The 15316-nt window shown below is 61.2% G+C and carries 14 protein-coding genes and 1 tRNA gene; 8 read left to right on the top strand and 7 right to left on the bottom strand.

From position 1 onward, the window contains the following. Positions 1 to 64 precede the first annotated feature (64 nt). Positions 65 to 667: a hypothetical protein gene (locus IRL76_RS07155; protein WP_200984081.1), complete on the bottom strand. Its 603-nt coding sequence runs from the start codon at positions 665 to 667 to the stop codon at positions 65 to 67. A 119-nt stretch (positions 668 to 786) separates the two neighbouring features. On the opposite strand from IRL76_RS07155, the gene IRL76_RS07160 reads away from it, so the two are divergent. After that, a complete protein-coding gene (locus IRL76_RS07160; protein WP_200984222.1) occupies positions 787 to 3096 on the top strand; it encodes an ATP-dependent helicase in 2310 nt (769 codons plus the stop codon). On the opposite strand, the gene IRL76_RS07165 is transcribed toward IRL76_RS07160, so the two are convergent. From IRL76_RS07165 to IRL76_RS07180, 4 genes are all read right to left on the bottom strand, one after another. Further along, positions 3080 to 3751: an O-methyltransferase gene (locus IRL76_RS07165; protein WP_200984082.1), complete on the bottom strand. Its 672-nt coding sequence runs from the start codon at positions 3749 to 3751 to the stop codon at positions 3080 to 3082. The genes IRL76_RS07160 and IRL76_RS07165 overlap by 17 nt on opposite strands. Positions 3752 to 3788: 37 nt before the next feature. Continuing rightward, positions 3789 to 4610 carry a sterol desaturase family protein gene (locus tag IRL76_RS07170; RefSeq protein WP_200984083.1) on the bottom strand — a complete coding sequence of 274 codons (822 nt, stop codon included), beginning with the start codon at positions 4608 to 4610 and terminating at the stop codon, positions 3789 to 3791. Positions 4611 to 4679: 69 nt separating this feature from the next. Then, positions 4680 to 6062 carry a DEAD/DEAH box helicase gene (locus IRL76_RS07175; protein ID WP_200984084.1) on the bottom strand — a complete coding sequence of 461 codons (1383 nt, stop codon included), beginning with the start codon at positions 6060 to 6062 and terminating at the stop codon, positions 4680 to 4682. A 127-nt stretch (positions 6063 to 6189) separates the two neighbouring features. After that, positions 6190 to 6657: a hypothetical protein gene (locus IRL76_RS07180; protein ID WP_200984085.1), complete on the bottom strand. Its 468-nt coding sequence runs from the start codon at positions 6655 to 6657 to the stop codon at positions 6190 to 6192. 251 nt (positions 6658 to 6908) lie between these two features. On the opposite strand from IRL76_RS07180, the gene IRL76_RS07185 reads away from it, so the two are divergent. From IRL76_RS07185 to IRL76_RS07205, 5 genes are all read left to right on the top strand, one after another. Beyond that, the gene (locus IRL76_RS07185) at positions 6909 to 8357 is read left to right on the top strand and encodes an FAD-binding oxidoreductase (protein ID WP_200984086.1); all 1449 of its coding nucleotides are present in this window, start codon (positions 6909 to 6911) and stop codon (positions 8355 to 8357) included. Between the two features lie 66 nt (positions 8358 to 8423). Further along, entirely contained in the window at positions 8424 to 9212 is a 789-nt protein-coding gene (locus IRL76_RS07190) for a SapC family protein (RefSeq protein ID WP_200984087.1), read from the top strand. Positions 9213 to 9216: 4 nt separating this feature from the next. Beyond that, positions 9217 to 10227 carry a M48 family metalloprotease gene (locus IRL76_RS07195; RefSeq protein WP_200984088.1) on the top strand — a complete coding sequence of 337 codons (1011 nt, stop codon included), beginning with the start codon at positions 9217 to 9219 and terminating at the stop codon, positions 10225 to 10227. A gap of 90 nt (positions 10228 to 10317) precedes the next feature. Continuing rightward, a complete protein-coding gene (locus IRL76_RS07200) occupies positions 10318 to 11355 on the top strand; it encodes a mannose-1-phosphate guanylyltransferase (protein ID WP_200984089.1) in 1038 nt (345 codons plus the stop codon). After that, the gene (locus IRL76_RS07205; protein ID WP_200984090.1) at positions 11355 to 12152 is read left to right on the top strand and encodes a class I mannose-6-phosphate isomerase; all 798 of its coding nucleotides are present in this window, start codon (positions 11355 to 11357) and stop codon (positions 12150 to 12152) included. Before IRL76_RS07200 ends, IRL76_RS07205 begins: the two co-directional genes overlap by 1 nt. A gap of 201 nt (positions 12153 to 12353) precedes the next feature. Here IRL76_RS07205 and IRL76_RS07210 read toward each other — a convergent pair whose 3' ends face one another. Together IRL76_RS07210 and IRL76_RS07215 are read right to left on the bottom strand one after the other, a co-directional pair. Continuing rightward, the gene (locus IRL76_RS07210; protein WP_200984091.1) at positions 12354 to 13295 is read right to left on the bottom strand and encodes an N-formylglutamate amidohydrolase; all 942 of its coding nucleotides are present in this window, start codon (positions 13293 to 13295) and stop codon (positions 12354 to 12356) included. 31 nt (positions 13296 to 13326) lie between these two features. Continuing rightward, positions 13327 to 14613, bottom strand: a complete 1287-nt coding sequence (locus IRL76_RS07215; protein ID WP_200984092.1) for a lipopolysaccharide biosynthesis protein — start codon at positions 14611 to 14613, stop codon at positions 13327 to 13329. A 160-nt stretch (positions 14614 to 14773) separates the two neighbouring features. Here IRL76_RS07215 and cpdR point away from each other — a divergent pair, with 160 nt between their 5' ends. Together cpdR and IRL76_RS07225 are read left to right on the top strand one after the other, a co-directional pair. Then, positions 14774 to 15163: a cell cycle two-component system response regulator CpdR gene (gene cpdR, locus IRL76_RS07220; RefSeq protein WP_200984093.1), complete on the top strand. Its 390-nt coding sequence runs from the start codon at positions 14774 to 14776 to the stop codon at positions 15161 to 15163. A gap of 77 nt (positions 15164 to 15240) precedes the next feature. Further along, positions 15241 to 15315 (top strand) — tRNA-Val (locus IRL76_RS07225). Position 15316 lies beyond the last annotated feature (1 nt).

The raw sequence follows: 15316 nt of genomic DNA on the forward strand, positions 1-15316 counted from the left end.
CCCGCCCCCTCCAAGCGCAGCGCACAACTCCGCAAAGGAATTTCGCGCGCTGGACGTAACCGGGTTAATCGGTCGGTTCGTTTACCGGCAGCGTACCGCGCTCGGCGCTGATCTCGCTCGCCGGGCGGCCCGGCCAGTAATTCAGCGGACGGTTACCGGTCTTGTTCTTTTCCCAGGAGTTGATGCAGTTGTCCTGCTGCTTCGGCGTACAGACCGGCAGGTCGTCGCCGGTTGCAGCAGTGTCTGCCGCAGGGGTGGTCTGAACGACGGCATTGCTGACAAAGCGCGGCTGCATCGTGCTGGCCGAAGCTGCGGCCGTGGTGGCGACCGCGGCGGTGGTGCTCTTGTTCATCTGCGCCGCAATCTGGGTCCAGGCGATCTCGCGCTGGTCGGGCGTCATTTCATAGACGCTGACGCGCTGCGGATCGGTCAGCACCCACCAGCCATCGAGCTGTGTCGGGGTGAGCGTCCAGTAATATTCCTGCACGCCATAGGGCCAGCCGAGATAAGCGGTCTGGCGTTCAACGGGCCAGCCGTCGTAATCGCTCTGCTGGACCTCGGTCAGGACGTAGACATTGCCCTCGGCATCGACGGCCACGTCCTGCGCTGCGGCAGGTATGGCGGTAAAGGCGAGCGCGGCGGCGCCAGCGAAAAACAGCTTCTTCATTGTAAGCTCTCCAGAATTGTCATTGCCTCCACTACGCCGGAGCGGGGTCAAGGGTTCCGGGGACCTGCGCGCTGCGCCCTTGCGCTGTGGGCCCGCGTTCACTAGCTGTTCCGGTGATCATGTCGGACTTCCCCGCCCCTTTGGAAACTGGCCAGGACCAGCGGATTCCCGCCTATGCGGCCGTTCTGAACGAGCCCCAGCGAGAGGCGGTTCTGACCACGGAAGGGCCGGTGCTGATGCTGGCCGGTGCGGGCACGGGCAAGACCGCGGCCCTTACCGCAAGGCTTGCACATCTCATCGCAATGCGACGGGCGTGGCCAAGCGAGATTCTCTGCGTCACCTTCACCAACAAGGCGGCACGCGAGATGCGCGAACGCGTCGCACGCCACATCGGCGATGCGGTTGAAGGCATGCCCTGGCTCGGCACTTTCCATTCGATCGGCGCCCGCATGCTCCGCCGCCACGCCGAACTTGTCGGGTTGCAGAGCAACTACACGATCATCGACACCGACGACCAGTTGCGTCTCCTCAAGCAGCTCATCCAGCAGAACGACCTCGACGAGAAGCGCTGGCCTGCCAGGCAGCTGGCGGGGCTGATCGACAGGTGGAAGAACCGTGGTCTCAACCCCGGTGACCTCGATGCGATCGAGAACGAGGCCTATGCCAATGGTCGCGGCGCACAATTCTACAAGCTGTACCAGGACCGGCTGAAGGAACTGAACGCCTGCGATTTCGGCGACCTCCTGCTCCACATGCTCAATATCTTCCGCACCCACCATGACGTGCTCGAGCAGTACCAGCAGCGCTTCAAGTACATCCTCGTCGACGAATACCAGGACACCAACCAGGTCCAGTATTTGTGGCTGCGCCTGCTCGCGCAGAGCCGGAAGAACATCTGCGTGGTCGGTGACGACGATCAGTCCATATATTCATGGCGCGGCGCAGAAGTCGCCAATATCCTCCGGTTCGAAAAGGATTTTCCTGGAGCCGCGGTAATCAAGCTCGAACAGAATTATCGTTCCACCCCGCAAATCCTTGCGGCGGCTTCGGGTCTCATCAACGCCAATAGCGAACGGCTCGGCAAGACGCTGTGGACCGAACTGCCGGCAGGTGAGAAGGTCCGCGTCATCGGCGTGTGGGACGGACCAGAGGAAGCCCGCCGTGTGGGAGAGGAAATCGAGCGACTGGAGGCGGAGGGTGCCCCGCTCGACCAGATCGCGATCCTCGTGCGCGCCCAATACCAGACGCGCGAGTTCGAGGACCGATTTATCCAGATCGGGCTCAACTACCGCATCGTGGGCGGTTTCCGTTTCTACGAGCGCGCCGAAATCCGCGATGCCCTCGCCTATTTGCGTATGATCGAGCAACCGGCGGACGACCTTGCATTCGAGCGTATCCACAACCAGCCCAAGCGTGGCCTAGGGGCCAAGGCGCTCGAAACCATGCGCCGCCATGCGCGCCGGATCCAGGCGCCGCTCGCCGCTGCCAGCCTGGATCTTGCCGACAGCGACGAACTGCCTCCCCGCGCGCGCAACACTCTGGTCGGACTGCTCGGTCAATTCGCGCACTGGCGAGACCAATCGACCAAGGTCACCCCATCCGAACTTCTTCGCATGGTCGTGACCGAGAGCGGTTACGAGGAGATGCTGCAGAAGGATCGCAGTGCCGAAAGCGCAGGCCGGCTCGAAAACCTGTCCGAACTCGCCCGGGCGATGGAAGATTACGAGTCGCTCACCGACTTCCTCGAACACGTCAGCCTGGTGATGGACAACGATGCGCGTGACGATGGCGAAAAGGTCACCATCATGACCATGCACGCCGCCAAGGGGCTGGAGTTCGACCATGTCTTCCTGCCCGGTTGGGAGGAAGGCGTCTTCCCGAGCCAACGCGCGCTCGATGAAGGCGGGCTCGCCAGTCTCGAGGAGGAACGGCGCCTCGCCTATGTCGCGATAACGCGCGCGAAACGCCGCTGCACGATCCTGCACGCAGCAAACCGCCGCATCTATGGGCAGTGGACCAGCTCCATCCCGAGCCGGTTCATCGAGGAACTTCCGCAGGACACGGTCAATCGCGAGACCACGATGGCAGGCGGCGCTTCCCTTTGGCGGGCGAACTGGACCGAGAACGAAGATCCTTTCGCACATGTTTCCACCAGCCGCCCGGACCGCTCGACAGCGCGAGGCCCCGGTTGGCAGCGCGCCCTGAGCACCGGTTACGACGCCACTCCCAAACGCCTTCCCGAGCCGGGCAAGAGCGCGGCGAGTTTTGCCGCCAAGCCGCGCACCGATATCGCCATCGGTGCACGCGTCTTCCACGATAAGTTCGGGTACGGCACGGTCACGGATCAGGAAGGCAACAAGCTGACCATCGACTTCGAGAAGGCAGGCGAGAAGCGAGTGATCGACAGCTTCGTCAAGCCGGCGGATTAGGCCCGATCCACAGACCTCGCTCGACGAAGAACTGCGTCGGGGCGAAGTCAGTCACTTCGGTCCAGGACATGCCCCGCTCTTCCGCGAACTCGATGAGGATTCGTCTCGCTTTTCCGAGATCCCCTGAGGTTCCCCCCTGCTTGTCGGCATTGTCGAGGTAGATGACCCCGCCAGGCGCGAGATGTTCGGTAGCCTCCCTCGCACATGCGCAACGCCAAGCCCCATCGATCATGATGAGGTCGTAGGCCGCACCTTCCGGCATGGTGACATATTGGGCCTTCTCGCTGGCAAGGCGCACAGAGACGCGGTCGCAATCGGCCAGTTGCCGTGAAACCTGCGCATACCACTGCGGATCGCTCTCGACGCTCTCGACCGAAGCTGCGCGCGCCGCATACCATGCGGTCGACATCCCCGATCCGAACTCGAAGACGCGCGAACGTGTAGGATCGAGAAGCTCCGCTATGGCATTCGCGGCATCGTACGAAATCCACGGGCGCGGAGGACGCCTGCCCAAAAGCTTTCGTCCGAGGCCGGTTGAGATAGCTCGCGGCCCATTCCTCAGCAGGCGGCCAGCCGGGACGAGGTTACCGAGTTCGTCGCGAAAACGCGGATTGCGCCTCCCGCCCCCACGCCAGATTTTTGCCCACAGCCCCATGGGCCGATCATAGCAGCGACAATCCGGCAGTGACAGCTTACGCGGCGGCTTCGTCCACCTGCTCGCTCGGTTTGCTGTCGCGATATCGCGCCTCCCACGGGCGAGCGAGTTCACCCCAGAAACTGCGCGGTCCCTCTTCGATACCCGTCTCGCAATTCACGTGCGGTGTCGGGTCGACATAGGTGCCGAACATCACGTCGAGGAAGGCGAAGGTGTTGGAGTAGTTGGTCCCCATCAGTCGCTCGTCACGAATGTGATGCAGGCGATGGGCCGCAGGCGAGATCATGACCTTGCCGAAACGCCCGAAGGTCCAGGGCACATCCGCATGGGCGAGATACCCCCAGAAGGTGCGCAGCAACTGTGCGGCAGCGATCGACCAGAGCGGGAATCCCAGTGCCACCACGGGCAGAAGATCGATCAGTACGCTCAGGAGCTTTCCGACCGGGTGCTTGCGATGAACCGTCAGCCAATGAATCGCAGTGTCTGAATGATGTGTCGCATGGAAACGCCAGAGCCCAGGCTCATGTTCGAGCCGGTGACGCCAGTAGGCGGCGAAGTCGATGAGAACCGCGGCCGCAGCGAGGACGAGAACCTCATTAGTCCCCTCCCAAAAGCTGGCGAGCGTCGGATTTGTCCCGATGGTTGCATGCAGTGCCCCGCTCGGTGCCTCGAAAAACGGAGCCAGCAGGACAGAATTGAAGATAGCTAGCGCGAGGTTCTTCGAGAATTCTTCCCGTGTCGCCCCAACCGCCTTGATGAAGCCGTTCCGCTTGGTCGCAAACGCGAGCAGTCCGAAAACCACCCCATGAGCGGCAAGGATCAGCAGCACATTGCGCAAAAGATCGAGAAAAAGCCCCATCGGTGCAACCATGCACCAAGCTTGGTAAACAAAGGCTCAATCCCGGCCCGGCGAACCGTTCGATCTGGCTCAGGAAAGCGCGGAAACGTCGAGGAATCCGGGCATCGGGCCGTTCCATTCACCCGGTGCCGTCGGCTCGTCGTCGAATTGACGCTCGCGGCGCGGCTGGCGTTCTGGCTTGTCTTCCCGCTTGGGCTTTACCGACCGCGGCGCGCGCTCCTCGCGTGACTTGCGAGCGCCCCTGTCCGAATGGGCGCGCGGCTCTTCCTTGCGTTCATCCTGGTCGGCAGCTTCGTCGCGATTGTCCTGTGAAGGCTCCTTGAGCTCGACCCGGACATCCTTCTTGCCGAATACCGGTACTTCGGAACCGGTCAGCTTCTCGACATTGGCGATCGCCTCCGCGTCATCCTCCGCAACGAAGGTGAAGGCGCGTCCCTTGGCACCCGCGCGGCCCGTGCGACCGATGCGATGGACGTAATCGTCCGGGTGCCACGGCGTGTCGAAGTTGAACACGTGGCTCACGCCCTTGATGTCGAGACCGCGTGCAGCAACGTCGGACGCGACGAGGATGTTCACCTCGCCCGCCTTGAACCGTGCCAGTTCCTTGAGGCGGCTCGACTGATCCATGTCACCATGGATTTCGGCACTCGCATAACCGTGGCTCTGCAAGCTCTTGTTGAGTTCGCGCACGGTGGTCTTGCGGTTGGCGAAAATGATCGCCGTCTCGACATGGTCGTGGTCAAGCAACCAGCGCAAGGTTTCGCGCTTCTGGCGGGTCTTCACCGGCACTTTGAACGCGGTGATGTCCTTGTTGGTCGAAGCAGCACGGCTGACCTCGATCCGCTTGGGATTGTTGAGGAACTTCTTGGCCAGCTTCTCGATCGGAGGCGGCATGGTTGCCGAAAAGAGCATGGTCTGGCGCGTTTCGGGCAGCTTGTCGCAAATGAACTCGATGTCCGGGATGAAGCCCATGTCGAGCATGCGGTCGGCTTCGTCGATAACCAGGAGCTCGCAGCCGTTGAGCAGGATTTTGCCGCGTTCGAAGAGGTCCATCAGGCGGCCCGGGGTCGCGATCAGGACGTCGACGCCCTCGTTCAGCGCCTTGACCTGGTCGCCCATCTGCACGCCACCGATCAGCAGCGCCATCTTGAGATCGTGGTTCTTGCCGTACTTTTCGAAGTTTTCGGCCACCTGCGCGGCGAGTTCGCGGGTCGGTTCCAGGATCAGCGAGCGCGGCATCATCGCCCGGCGACGACCATGCGCCATGATGTCGATCATCGGCAGCACGAAACTGGCGGTCTTGCCCGTGCCAGTCTGCGCAATACCGATGATGTCCTTCATCATCAGGACAGGCGGGATCGCCTCACGCTGGATGGCGGTCGGCTCGGTGTAGCCGGCTTCTTCGACCGCTTTGAGCAAGTCTGGTGAAAGGCCGAGATCGGCGAAAGTCATGCGGTTCGAATGTGTCCTTGGAACTTGGGTCGAAGACGATCCGCGCGCGCGCGGTTCCGACTGGCCGCGCCCTTTGCCGTTTTGGACCCGGAAGTCAAGTTTTGCGCGCCTGACGGGTGCCAGCCCGTCAGTCGTCGGACTGGACAAGAACCAGTCGGTTGAACTGCGATACCTGGCATTGCGCCCCCGCACGGCTCATCAGCCTGTCACGATCGACGCAAAGCTGCCCGTCGCTGTTGCGCTCCATGTAAAAGCCGAGATAGAAATCGCGCGGGCTGCACGATTTCTCCAGTCGCGCCGAAACCATGCTGCGATCGCGCATATACATGACCAGCCGGCTTCCGCGGTCCGAAACTCCGACGATGTTGTTCGTCGCGATGCACTGGCCCATTGGCCGTTCAACGAGGCGCGGCAGTTGTGCCTTCTGGCGTGTCTGGAATTCGGTAAGCATGTCCGGACGCACGGTTCCCGGTTGCGGACTGATACGCAGGATCATCTGCCCCTCGATCCGGACCTGGTTGGCTACCGGCACCGGCACGCTACCCGAAAAGCTCATCCAGTTCGGCGCACGGCGGGAAATAGGTCCGGTCCTCACGGCACCTTCCCGTTCTTCGACCTGATGCACCACATCCTGCCCGACAGGCTCCAATCCCGGAGCGCCGAACGGCAGCAACACGGAAAGAAGGACGGACATCAGCGGCATAGGCGGTCTGGACTACTCCTCGGCCGCGTCGATAGTGCGGTTGGCGGCCTGTCTAACTGTTTCGCTTGAATAACGGCTTAATTGGAACCGCTTTCTCGTCAAACGCTGGCGGATGGTGCGACAAGTGTGGCAAGGAGGCCGCAATGTCCGAGCCCCAAGCATTCATCGCAGCCGCCACCGAACTGCTCGGCGCGCGCGGCTTTGCCACCGATCCCGAACTCGTGAGCCCCTGGCTTACCGATTGGCGCGGCCGCTATTCCGGCAGGGCACTGGGCCTCGCCTCGCCTGCCTCGACCGCAGAGGTCTCGGCCTTTGTCAGGCTTTGCGGCGAACATGGCGTGCCGATCGTGCCCCAGGGCGGCAACAGTGGGATGTCCGGCGGCGCCACTCCCGATGACACAGGTTCGGCAGTTCTGCTTTCGCTGCGCAAGATGGACGCGATACGCGACCTCGACGTGGCCGGTCGCCAGGTGACCTGCGAGGCAGGTGTAATCCTCCAAAACCTGCACGATCTCGCAGAGAAGAACCGGCTCCGCTTCCCGCTTACCCTCGGCGGAAAGGGATCCGCGACGATCGGTGGACTGATCTCTACCAATGCCGGCGGGACGCAGGTCCTTCGCCACGGCACGATGCGGGCACAGGTCCTAGGGCTCGAGGCGGTCCTCGCCGATGGATCGGTGTTCGAGAGCCTAATACCGCTCAAAAAGGACAATCGCGGCTTCGACCTCAAGCAAATGCTGATCGGGTCGGAAGGAACTCTCGGAATAGTAACAGCTGCAACGTTGCGCCTCATGCCCGAAATTGGCGAGCGCACGGTCCTTTGGGCAGGCCTCGATTCCATCGGCAGTGCGAGGGAATTTCTGCTTCTAGCAGACGAGCTTGTCGGAGAAAGCCTTGAGGGTTTCGAGGTTCTCCCCGCTCATTGCCTTGAATCGGTGCTGGCCCATGTACCCACCGCTCGTTCACCCCTTGCTGGTGCCCATTCATGGTTTGCGCTCGTGGAACTGGTTGCGGCACCGGGACAAGGCGAAGCGCTTCGCCAATCAGCGGAAAACCTGCTCACCATGGCAATGGAGCGCAGGCTGATCGAAGATGCGACAATTGCCGCCAACGAAGCGCAGGCTGAAGCGTTCTGGAGGCTGCGCGACGAGATCGCCCCAGCCGAGCGAGCCATTGGGCCCGCGATGCAGCATGATATCTCCGTTCCCGTTTCCACGATGGCCAAGTTCGTCGAACAGGTCGGTCCCGAAGTGGAGGCGCGCTTTCCTGGTACGACTGCAGTAGGGTTCGGTCATCTTGGCGATGGCAACATTCACTTTCATGTCCTTGCCCCCAAAGGAGCTGTCAGGGGCGAGTGGGAGGCATCGACCGGCAAGCAGATCAGTGCTTTCGTCCATGACCGAGTTACCCAATGGGGTGGCTCGATCAGTGCCGAACACGGGATTGGCCAGATGAAGCGCGACGAACTTGGTCGCCTCGGCAATCCCGTCGCACTGGCAATGATGCGCACCATCAAGAATGCGCTCGATCCAAAGGGATTGCTGAACCCCGGCAAGCTCGTGCCGCTTGCGCCAGAGGGCGCAACACCTTAAGGCGCCGTGCTTCACGCGCGCGTGCCTTTGGCGCGGCGTACAATTCGAAGATTTTGGAGAGATTCCATGGCCAGCGCGCCGCAGCCGAACCTGCCCTTGTTCTACAACGACCTCATGCCGCTCAACAGCAATGACCACAGCAATTTCCGCACGCGTGCGATGGAATTGGCTCCGTGGCTTGCAAAGCAGCATGCCATTCCGTTGACAGTTGACGAGTTCATCCAGGCCCAGCGCCACTTCCCGATCGTCTTCTCCTCGGGTGACAGTCCGCTTCCGCTGGCGCTGATGGGCCTCAACGAAGGCGTGAATACCTTTGTCGATGAGACCGGAAAGCTGCTCGAGCCGACCTACATTCCGGCCTACGTTCGCCGCTATCCCTTCATGCTCGCACGCCTGCGTCCCGACGCCGACGAGCTGTCGCTGTGCTTTGATCCGACAGCCGACTCGGTTGGTGAATTTGACGAAGGCCAGGCCCTGTTCGACGGCAAGGAGCCGACCGAAGCGACCCGCATGGTTCTCGATTTCTGCGAGAATTTCGAGCAGGCGGGTCAGCGGACCCAGAACTTCATGAACGAAATCAAGGAACACGACCTGCTTATGGACGGCGAAGTCGCCATCCAGCAGGGCGACAATGCCCAGCCGTTCGTTTACCGCGGTTTCCAGATGATCGATCAGGAAAAGCTTCGCAACATGCGTGGTGACCAGCTGCGCAAGTGGAACGAAAACGGCCTGCTGCCGCTGCTGTTTGCCCACCTGTTCTCGCTCGAACAGATGCGCATCATCTTCTCGCGCCAGGTTCAGCAGGGTACCGCACCGAAGGCCAACGCCGCTACCGATGCGATCCCCACTGCATGACGCCATGAGATCGAAGGGGGCGCTCCGGATTTTCCGGGGCGCCCTCTTTGCGTTTGCGGTTGCCTCCTGTGCTCCCGCGACAAGCGCTGGAAGGCCTGGAGAACCCGGTTCGAAGGAGGCCAGCAGCCTTGAGCTGTTCCAGCAGCGCGAAGATAGGCTGTTCACGACCGGCTATCGCCTGGTCACTGCCAACGCTCGTTATTGCGAACGCCAGTCGCTGGCTAGTGGTCTCCTCCTCCACGATGCAGAAAGCTATGGCGATCCAGCCGCCGTGCGTCGCCTGTTCGGCCTCTCCGGGGATATCGGCGTGCAGTCCGTGGCAAGCGGTTCGCCCGCCGAGCGCGTCGGGTTGAAGCAGAACGATACACTTGTTGCATTTGCCGACGCTGGCATCGAAGACAACTTCCCGCCTACCCGCCCAGGATGGAAGCGCCTTACACAATTACGCGAACAGTTCGATCAATCGCTCTCGACAGGGCAGCTTCGCCTTGTTTGGCGCGACACAGACGGCAACGAGCGCACTGATGCGATTTCCGGCGTCCCGGCCTGTACATCGCGTTTCGAATTGCTCGACGAGGCGCGAGCCGCAGAGGCCGACGGCGAACGCGTGATGCTGGGACAGAACTTTCCTGCTTTCGGCTATTCGGAGGACGAGTTCGCTGCCGCAGTCGCACACGAGCTTGCCCATAACCTTCTGGCGCATGTCGCCACTCTCGATCGCCTCGGCAGGACTCAGTCTAACATCAGGCTGTCGGAACGCGACGCGGACCGGTTGATGCCCTGGCTGCTCCACAACGCAGGCTACGATCCCCGAGCGGCGGTTTCCTTCATGCGACGGTGGGGCCCCAGGTACGGCGGGGGCCTGCTCCGCAAGCGGACCCATGACGGATGGGATGAACGAGTGGAGTTCATAGAGGCCGAAATCGCCCTTCTCGATGCCCGAATTCGGAACCACGGAGATGCGGACTGGCGGACAGGTTTTTCGCCGATGCTGGGAGCCGGGTCCTCGCAATAGTTCCCAATTCCCGACCTTTGGGGATTCCAACTGGTGCCTGCCGGCGCTAGGGGAGGAGACCAGTTCCGGGTCAAAGGAGAATTGGAAGTAATGGCAAAAATCGTGCCGGTCATCCTGTGCGGCGGTAGTGGGACACGTTTGTGGCCCCGGAGCCGCGCTCATCGACCGAAGCCTTTCATTCCTCTTCTCGGCGAACAAACGCTGTATGAGCAGGCATTATCGCGATGCTCGGATCGCACTGTCTTCGCCGCGCCGGTCATTGTTGTCGGCGCCGACCATATGCCTTTTGCGACCGAACAGGCCGCAAAGATTGCACCAGATACGCGCTTCATCGTCGAGCCGATGGGCCGCAACACGGCACCTGCCATCGCGCTCGCAGCGCACGCAATCGAGCCGGATGATGTCATGCTGGTTTGCCCCAGTGATCACCACATCGAGGATACGGAGGCGTTCATCGCCTCGGCCATTGCCGCAGCGGAACTCGCTTCGGATGACTGGCTGGTGTCCTTCGGCATCGAAGCGACCGCGCCTGAAACGGGCTATGGCTATATACATCGCGGAGAACAGGTTGGCGGCGGCTTTGCTGTACATAGCTTTGTCGAGAAGCCAGACCTCGAGCGGGCGAAGGCCTTTCTCTCGGACGGCGGCTATGCCTGGAACGGGGGAATATTTGCCTTTCGTGCAGGCAAGTTCCTCTCCGAACTTGAACGGCACCGCCCTGCCCTCGCCGCTGCAGTCGCCGATGCCTTTGCGAATGCGCGTGTCGATGGCGAGAACATCTACCCGGACCCTGACCTTTTCGCTTCGGTCGAGGGAGACTCGGTCGATTACGCGGTCATGGAGAATACTGATCGTGCGGCGATGGTCGAAGCTTCGATGGGCTGGTCCGACATTGGCAATTGGGATGCTCTTGCAGCCCGCCGCATACCCGACGATGCCGGCAACGTCGTTGTTGGAGACGGCGAGATCGTGGATGGCACCGGCTCAATGATCGATACCGATGGTCCCTACGTTGCCGTCATCGGCCTCGACGATGTGGTCGTTGTGGTCGACGGGGATTCGATCCTCGTCACCAGTCGCAGCAAGGTCCAGCGGGTCGGCGAGATCGGCAAGAAGAAGTCCAACTGATGCAGAAGCTGGAGCGCAAGTTCGTCGAGAAGGTGTGGGGCGTCGATCGGCTCCCGCCAGTCTTCGGTGCGCCGCAGGATGTGCGCATCGGAGAAGTCTGGTACGATCCGCCAGCTGAGCTCCAAAGCCTGCTCGTCAAGGCACTTTTCGCTTCCGAACGGCTTTCCGTGCAGGCCCATCCCAGCGATGATCAGGCCCAGGCCATGGGTTTGGGTCGCTCCGGGAAGAGCGAGTGCTGGGTAATCACCGCCGCAGAAGATGGGGCAACGATCGCAGTCGGTTTCCGCGAGCGGGTAAGCCCCGAAGCCATGCGCTCTGCCGCTCTCGACGGATCGATCGTGGATTTGCTCGAGTGGCATCCGGTGGAACGTGGCGATGCCTTCTATATTCCCGCCGGCACGGTCCATGCCATTGGAGGCGGAGTCAGCCTGATCGAGGTTCAGCAGAACACCGACATCACGTTCCGCCTTTACGATTACGGCAGGCCTCGCGAGCTTCACCTCGATGATGCGATGCAGGTCGCGATCACAGAGCCCTATCCATCCCACTATCGCAGCCGACTGGGAGAGGATACGCAGCTGGTCGACAGCGAACATTTCCGGCTTGCTTCGGTCGCCACGAACGAAACTGGCGCGATCGCCGAATGGATCGGAAAGGCCCTGCTCATACCTTTCGAAGGAAGGGCAAGCGTCGATGGGGTGGAACTGGCCATCGGAGAATGTTCGTTCGTCGATGACATTGCTACGGTCGAAATCGGCGGGGACGGGCTTCTACTGGTCGCCCAGCCCCAGGGCTGACAGATCACGCGATAATCCGTGTTCCACCTGCGACCTGTGGCTCGGTTGACGTTGCGTCCGACCGCTTGAAACAGGTCTGCACCAATCTTACATTTCAGGTGTCGGCAGTGCTTCCCTCATGGCCTGTCCGACATGATGCACGAGAGTGCATTTCCTCCCTGAACCTTGGCCACCTCGTGCGATCTGCACGAGGTGGTTTTTTCATTCCGCTGCAAGCGGGCTGAGTGACGCACCGCCTATCGCGGCAACTTCGCGCGCCAGGCCTCGTACCATTCCCGAAAGCATCCTAGCGAGGGCGGGAAGACGCATGCTGGGGCCATCGAGCCGCGAACAAAGATAGCTTGATCGGCACACCTCGAGCTGGAGCGCATGCACCCCGCGTTGGGGATGGCCATGGCGATCAAGGACGTAACCGCCAGAATACGGCCGATTCCTGGCTGCGGGGCGGTTCTGGTCTTCGAGGTAACGCAGGCTAATGCTGGTGAGGCGTTCATTGCACGATGCGCCGAAACGATCGCCTACCACGAACTCGGCCGCACGCTCCTCGCTGAACCGAGGTTTCAGTGGGGGCATGGAATGCAGGTCGATAAGCAGGGCAGCGCCCCACTGGTCGCGGACAAGGTCCAGCATTTTCCCGAGTTCTCGGTGATAGGGCTGGTGGATCGTTGAAACGCGACGTCCGAGCTCCTCGTGCGAAATCGGAGAACGCCAAATCTCCCCGAATGCGGGGAGACGACGCGGCACGAGCCCAAGACCGGATCGAGCGCGGCGGTTGGCGAGAGAGTTGCGTGTCCGCACTGCCGGTTTCCCGCTGACCATTCCCCAGTCGACATCGTCGGGCGCGCGATTGAGGTCGATCATTGCCCGCGGGGCTTCCGCCAGGAGCAGCGCGGCTCCGGTCTGCCGCGCTATTTCGAGCGCAAGGAGATCGACAAATCTGTCTTCCAGCCGGATCCTTACGGACTCGTTGCGCATATCGGCGAGGAGACTTGCCGGGTACGACCTCCCCCCGTGAGGTGCCGCGACGACGATCGGCAGAGCACATTTCCGCAGGTCACTGGATCTGAACGCCGGCAAACCTGTCCCGGGAACTTCGCCCCCGGGAACTAGGCTTGCGAAGAATTCGTCACCAGTGCCGTCCATGCAGGAAAGTTCGCCGATTTGGGACGACCTGTCAAAGCCGTAGCCTAGCAATGGGAAGAATCCCGGTAAGACGGTAAGCATGCACGGCAAGCACCGCCTTTCGGGCCAATTCGACACCGGCAAAGACTGCAGCAATTATCAGGAGATTGCCCGCCGAGGCAGCTACGAGAAGCAATGCTGTCGCACAGATGGCTGCAATGATTGTCGTCTTGGCAAACACGTCCTGATGACCGGCCATCACCAGGATCGAACCCGACATGCCCAGCAGGCTGCTCAGGATTGTCCCGGCCACAAGGATCGCAAGCAATTTCAGAGTGAGCAGGTCGGCCGTGGGAAACAGACCCTCGTAGAATGGGAAACCACCGACAACGCAGATTCCGAGCGACAGGCAGAGGATGAAATGCAGCAAGGTCGCTTGATTGGCAGTCCGCTGCATCGCCATGCGATCATTGGTCGCAAGTTCTGCAGCAAAGCGCTGTTCGACCACCAGCTGTATGGGCATGGAAGCGAATGATGCGAGCAACGCCAGCCGGTTGGCAGGGAAATAGGCCGCTGCGGCATCCGCCGAGATACGTTCCCCCACCACAATCACGTCTACGGTGTTCATGGCGACAAGTGCCAGCATCGAAACCGCAATCGTGCCGCTAGAGACGAGATAACTCTTCTGCAAAGCATCGGTTGAGGGCTTCAGGAGCGAACTCCATCTCACCTGCAGGCGCCTTGCCTGCCAGAGAGCGCACAATATGATCGACGAACCGACGAGAATGGCTGCCGCGCCAACCTCGGGTCGCCTACCCAATGCAGCCAAGGAGCCCAAAGCGAAAATCGCGACCGCCCGCCAGACGATTTCTCGGGGAGCCATGGCAAGCGCGTAGCGGTTGGAAATACGTGCAGCCCCGGTCAGGGCGGTCATGACGCTGAGGCCGATCGTCATCAGCAAAGCCGCGATACAGACAATGCCGGGGTACCCTGCAAATTCCAGGTAGACCGCAATTGCGAGCCCGAAAATTGTCGACACCCAGGTTACGAGACCAATAACTTCGTTGGGAACTGCAATTTCGGGGGCTTCGTCACCATCGACACGCCGATGCGCGACACTCCGGATAATCATTTCCGCTTGGCCAAAGCCGCCAAAGCCTGCGGCTAATGTCGTGAACGACACCAGCAGGGCCAGAACTCCGAAGTCAGCTGCCGACAACCAGTTCGACGTGCAAGCGACAAAGGCCAGCATCGCCAGAACTGCCCCCGCGCGCAGGAGACCGACGGCGGCGCCTTCCCTGATGAAGCTGTAAAGCTGGTTTCGGGTGTCGCGCGCCATCTTCGCGTCAGACACCGCGATGATCGATCCCGTCAATCGCTGCTTCGCCTTTTCGCACCGTTTGGCTCCTAAGAGGGACATGCTCGGAATTTCCCTTGAGCGATGAGCTCTGGGTGGCGAGTATATGTTTTCTTAAACGAACCAGGTTAAGGGGGGAGGCATGAACGGAAACGCTGTACCCAGGATCCTTCTTGCAGAAGATGATGACGCCATGCGCGTCTACCTCGAGCGTGCGCTCGTAAATGCCGGATACGACGTCGATTCGGTCGATCGCGGTACCGCTGCCCTGCCCCTGCTCGAATCCACCAGCTACAGCCTGCTACTGTCCGACATCGTGATGCCGGAGATGGATGGGATCGAACTGGCCCAGCGATGCAACGAGATCAGCCCCGAAACCAAGGTCATGTTCATTACCGGCTTTGCAGCGGTGACGCTGAAAGCCAGCCGCGAACAACCGCATGCGAAGGTGCTTTCCAAGCCCTTCCACCTGCGCGACCTGGTGCTGGAGGTCGAAAGAGTCCTGGAAGAACGGACGGCCGCCAGACTTTGATGTTTTAGGCCTTGCGTGCCCGATACGTGGCCGCTATTGGGCCGCCCTGCCCCGCAGACGGGGCCACATGATGGTGTGGGCGTATAGCTCAGTGGTAGAGCACTATGTTGACATCGTAGGGGTCCCAAGTTCGAACCTTGGTACGCCCACCAT

Source organism: Qipengyuania soli, from assembly GCF_015529805.1.
GTDB lineage: Bacteria > Pseudomonadota > Alphaproteobacteria > Sphingomonadales > Sphingomonadaceae > Qipengyuania > Qipengyuania soli.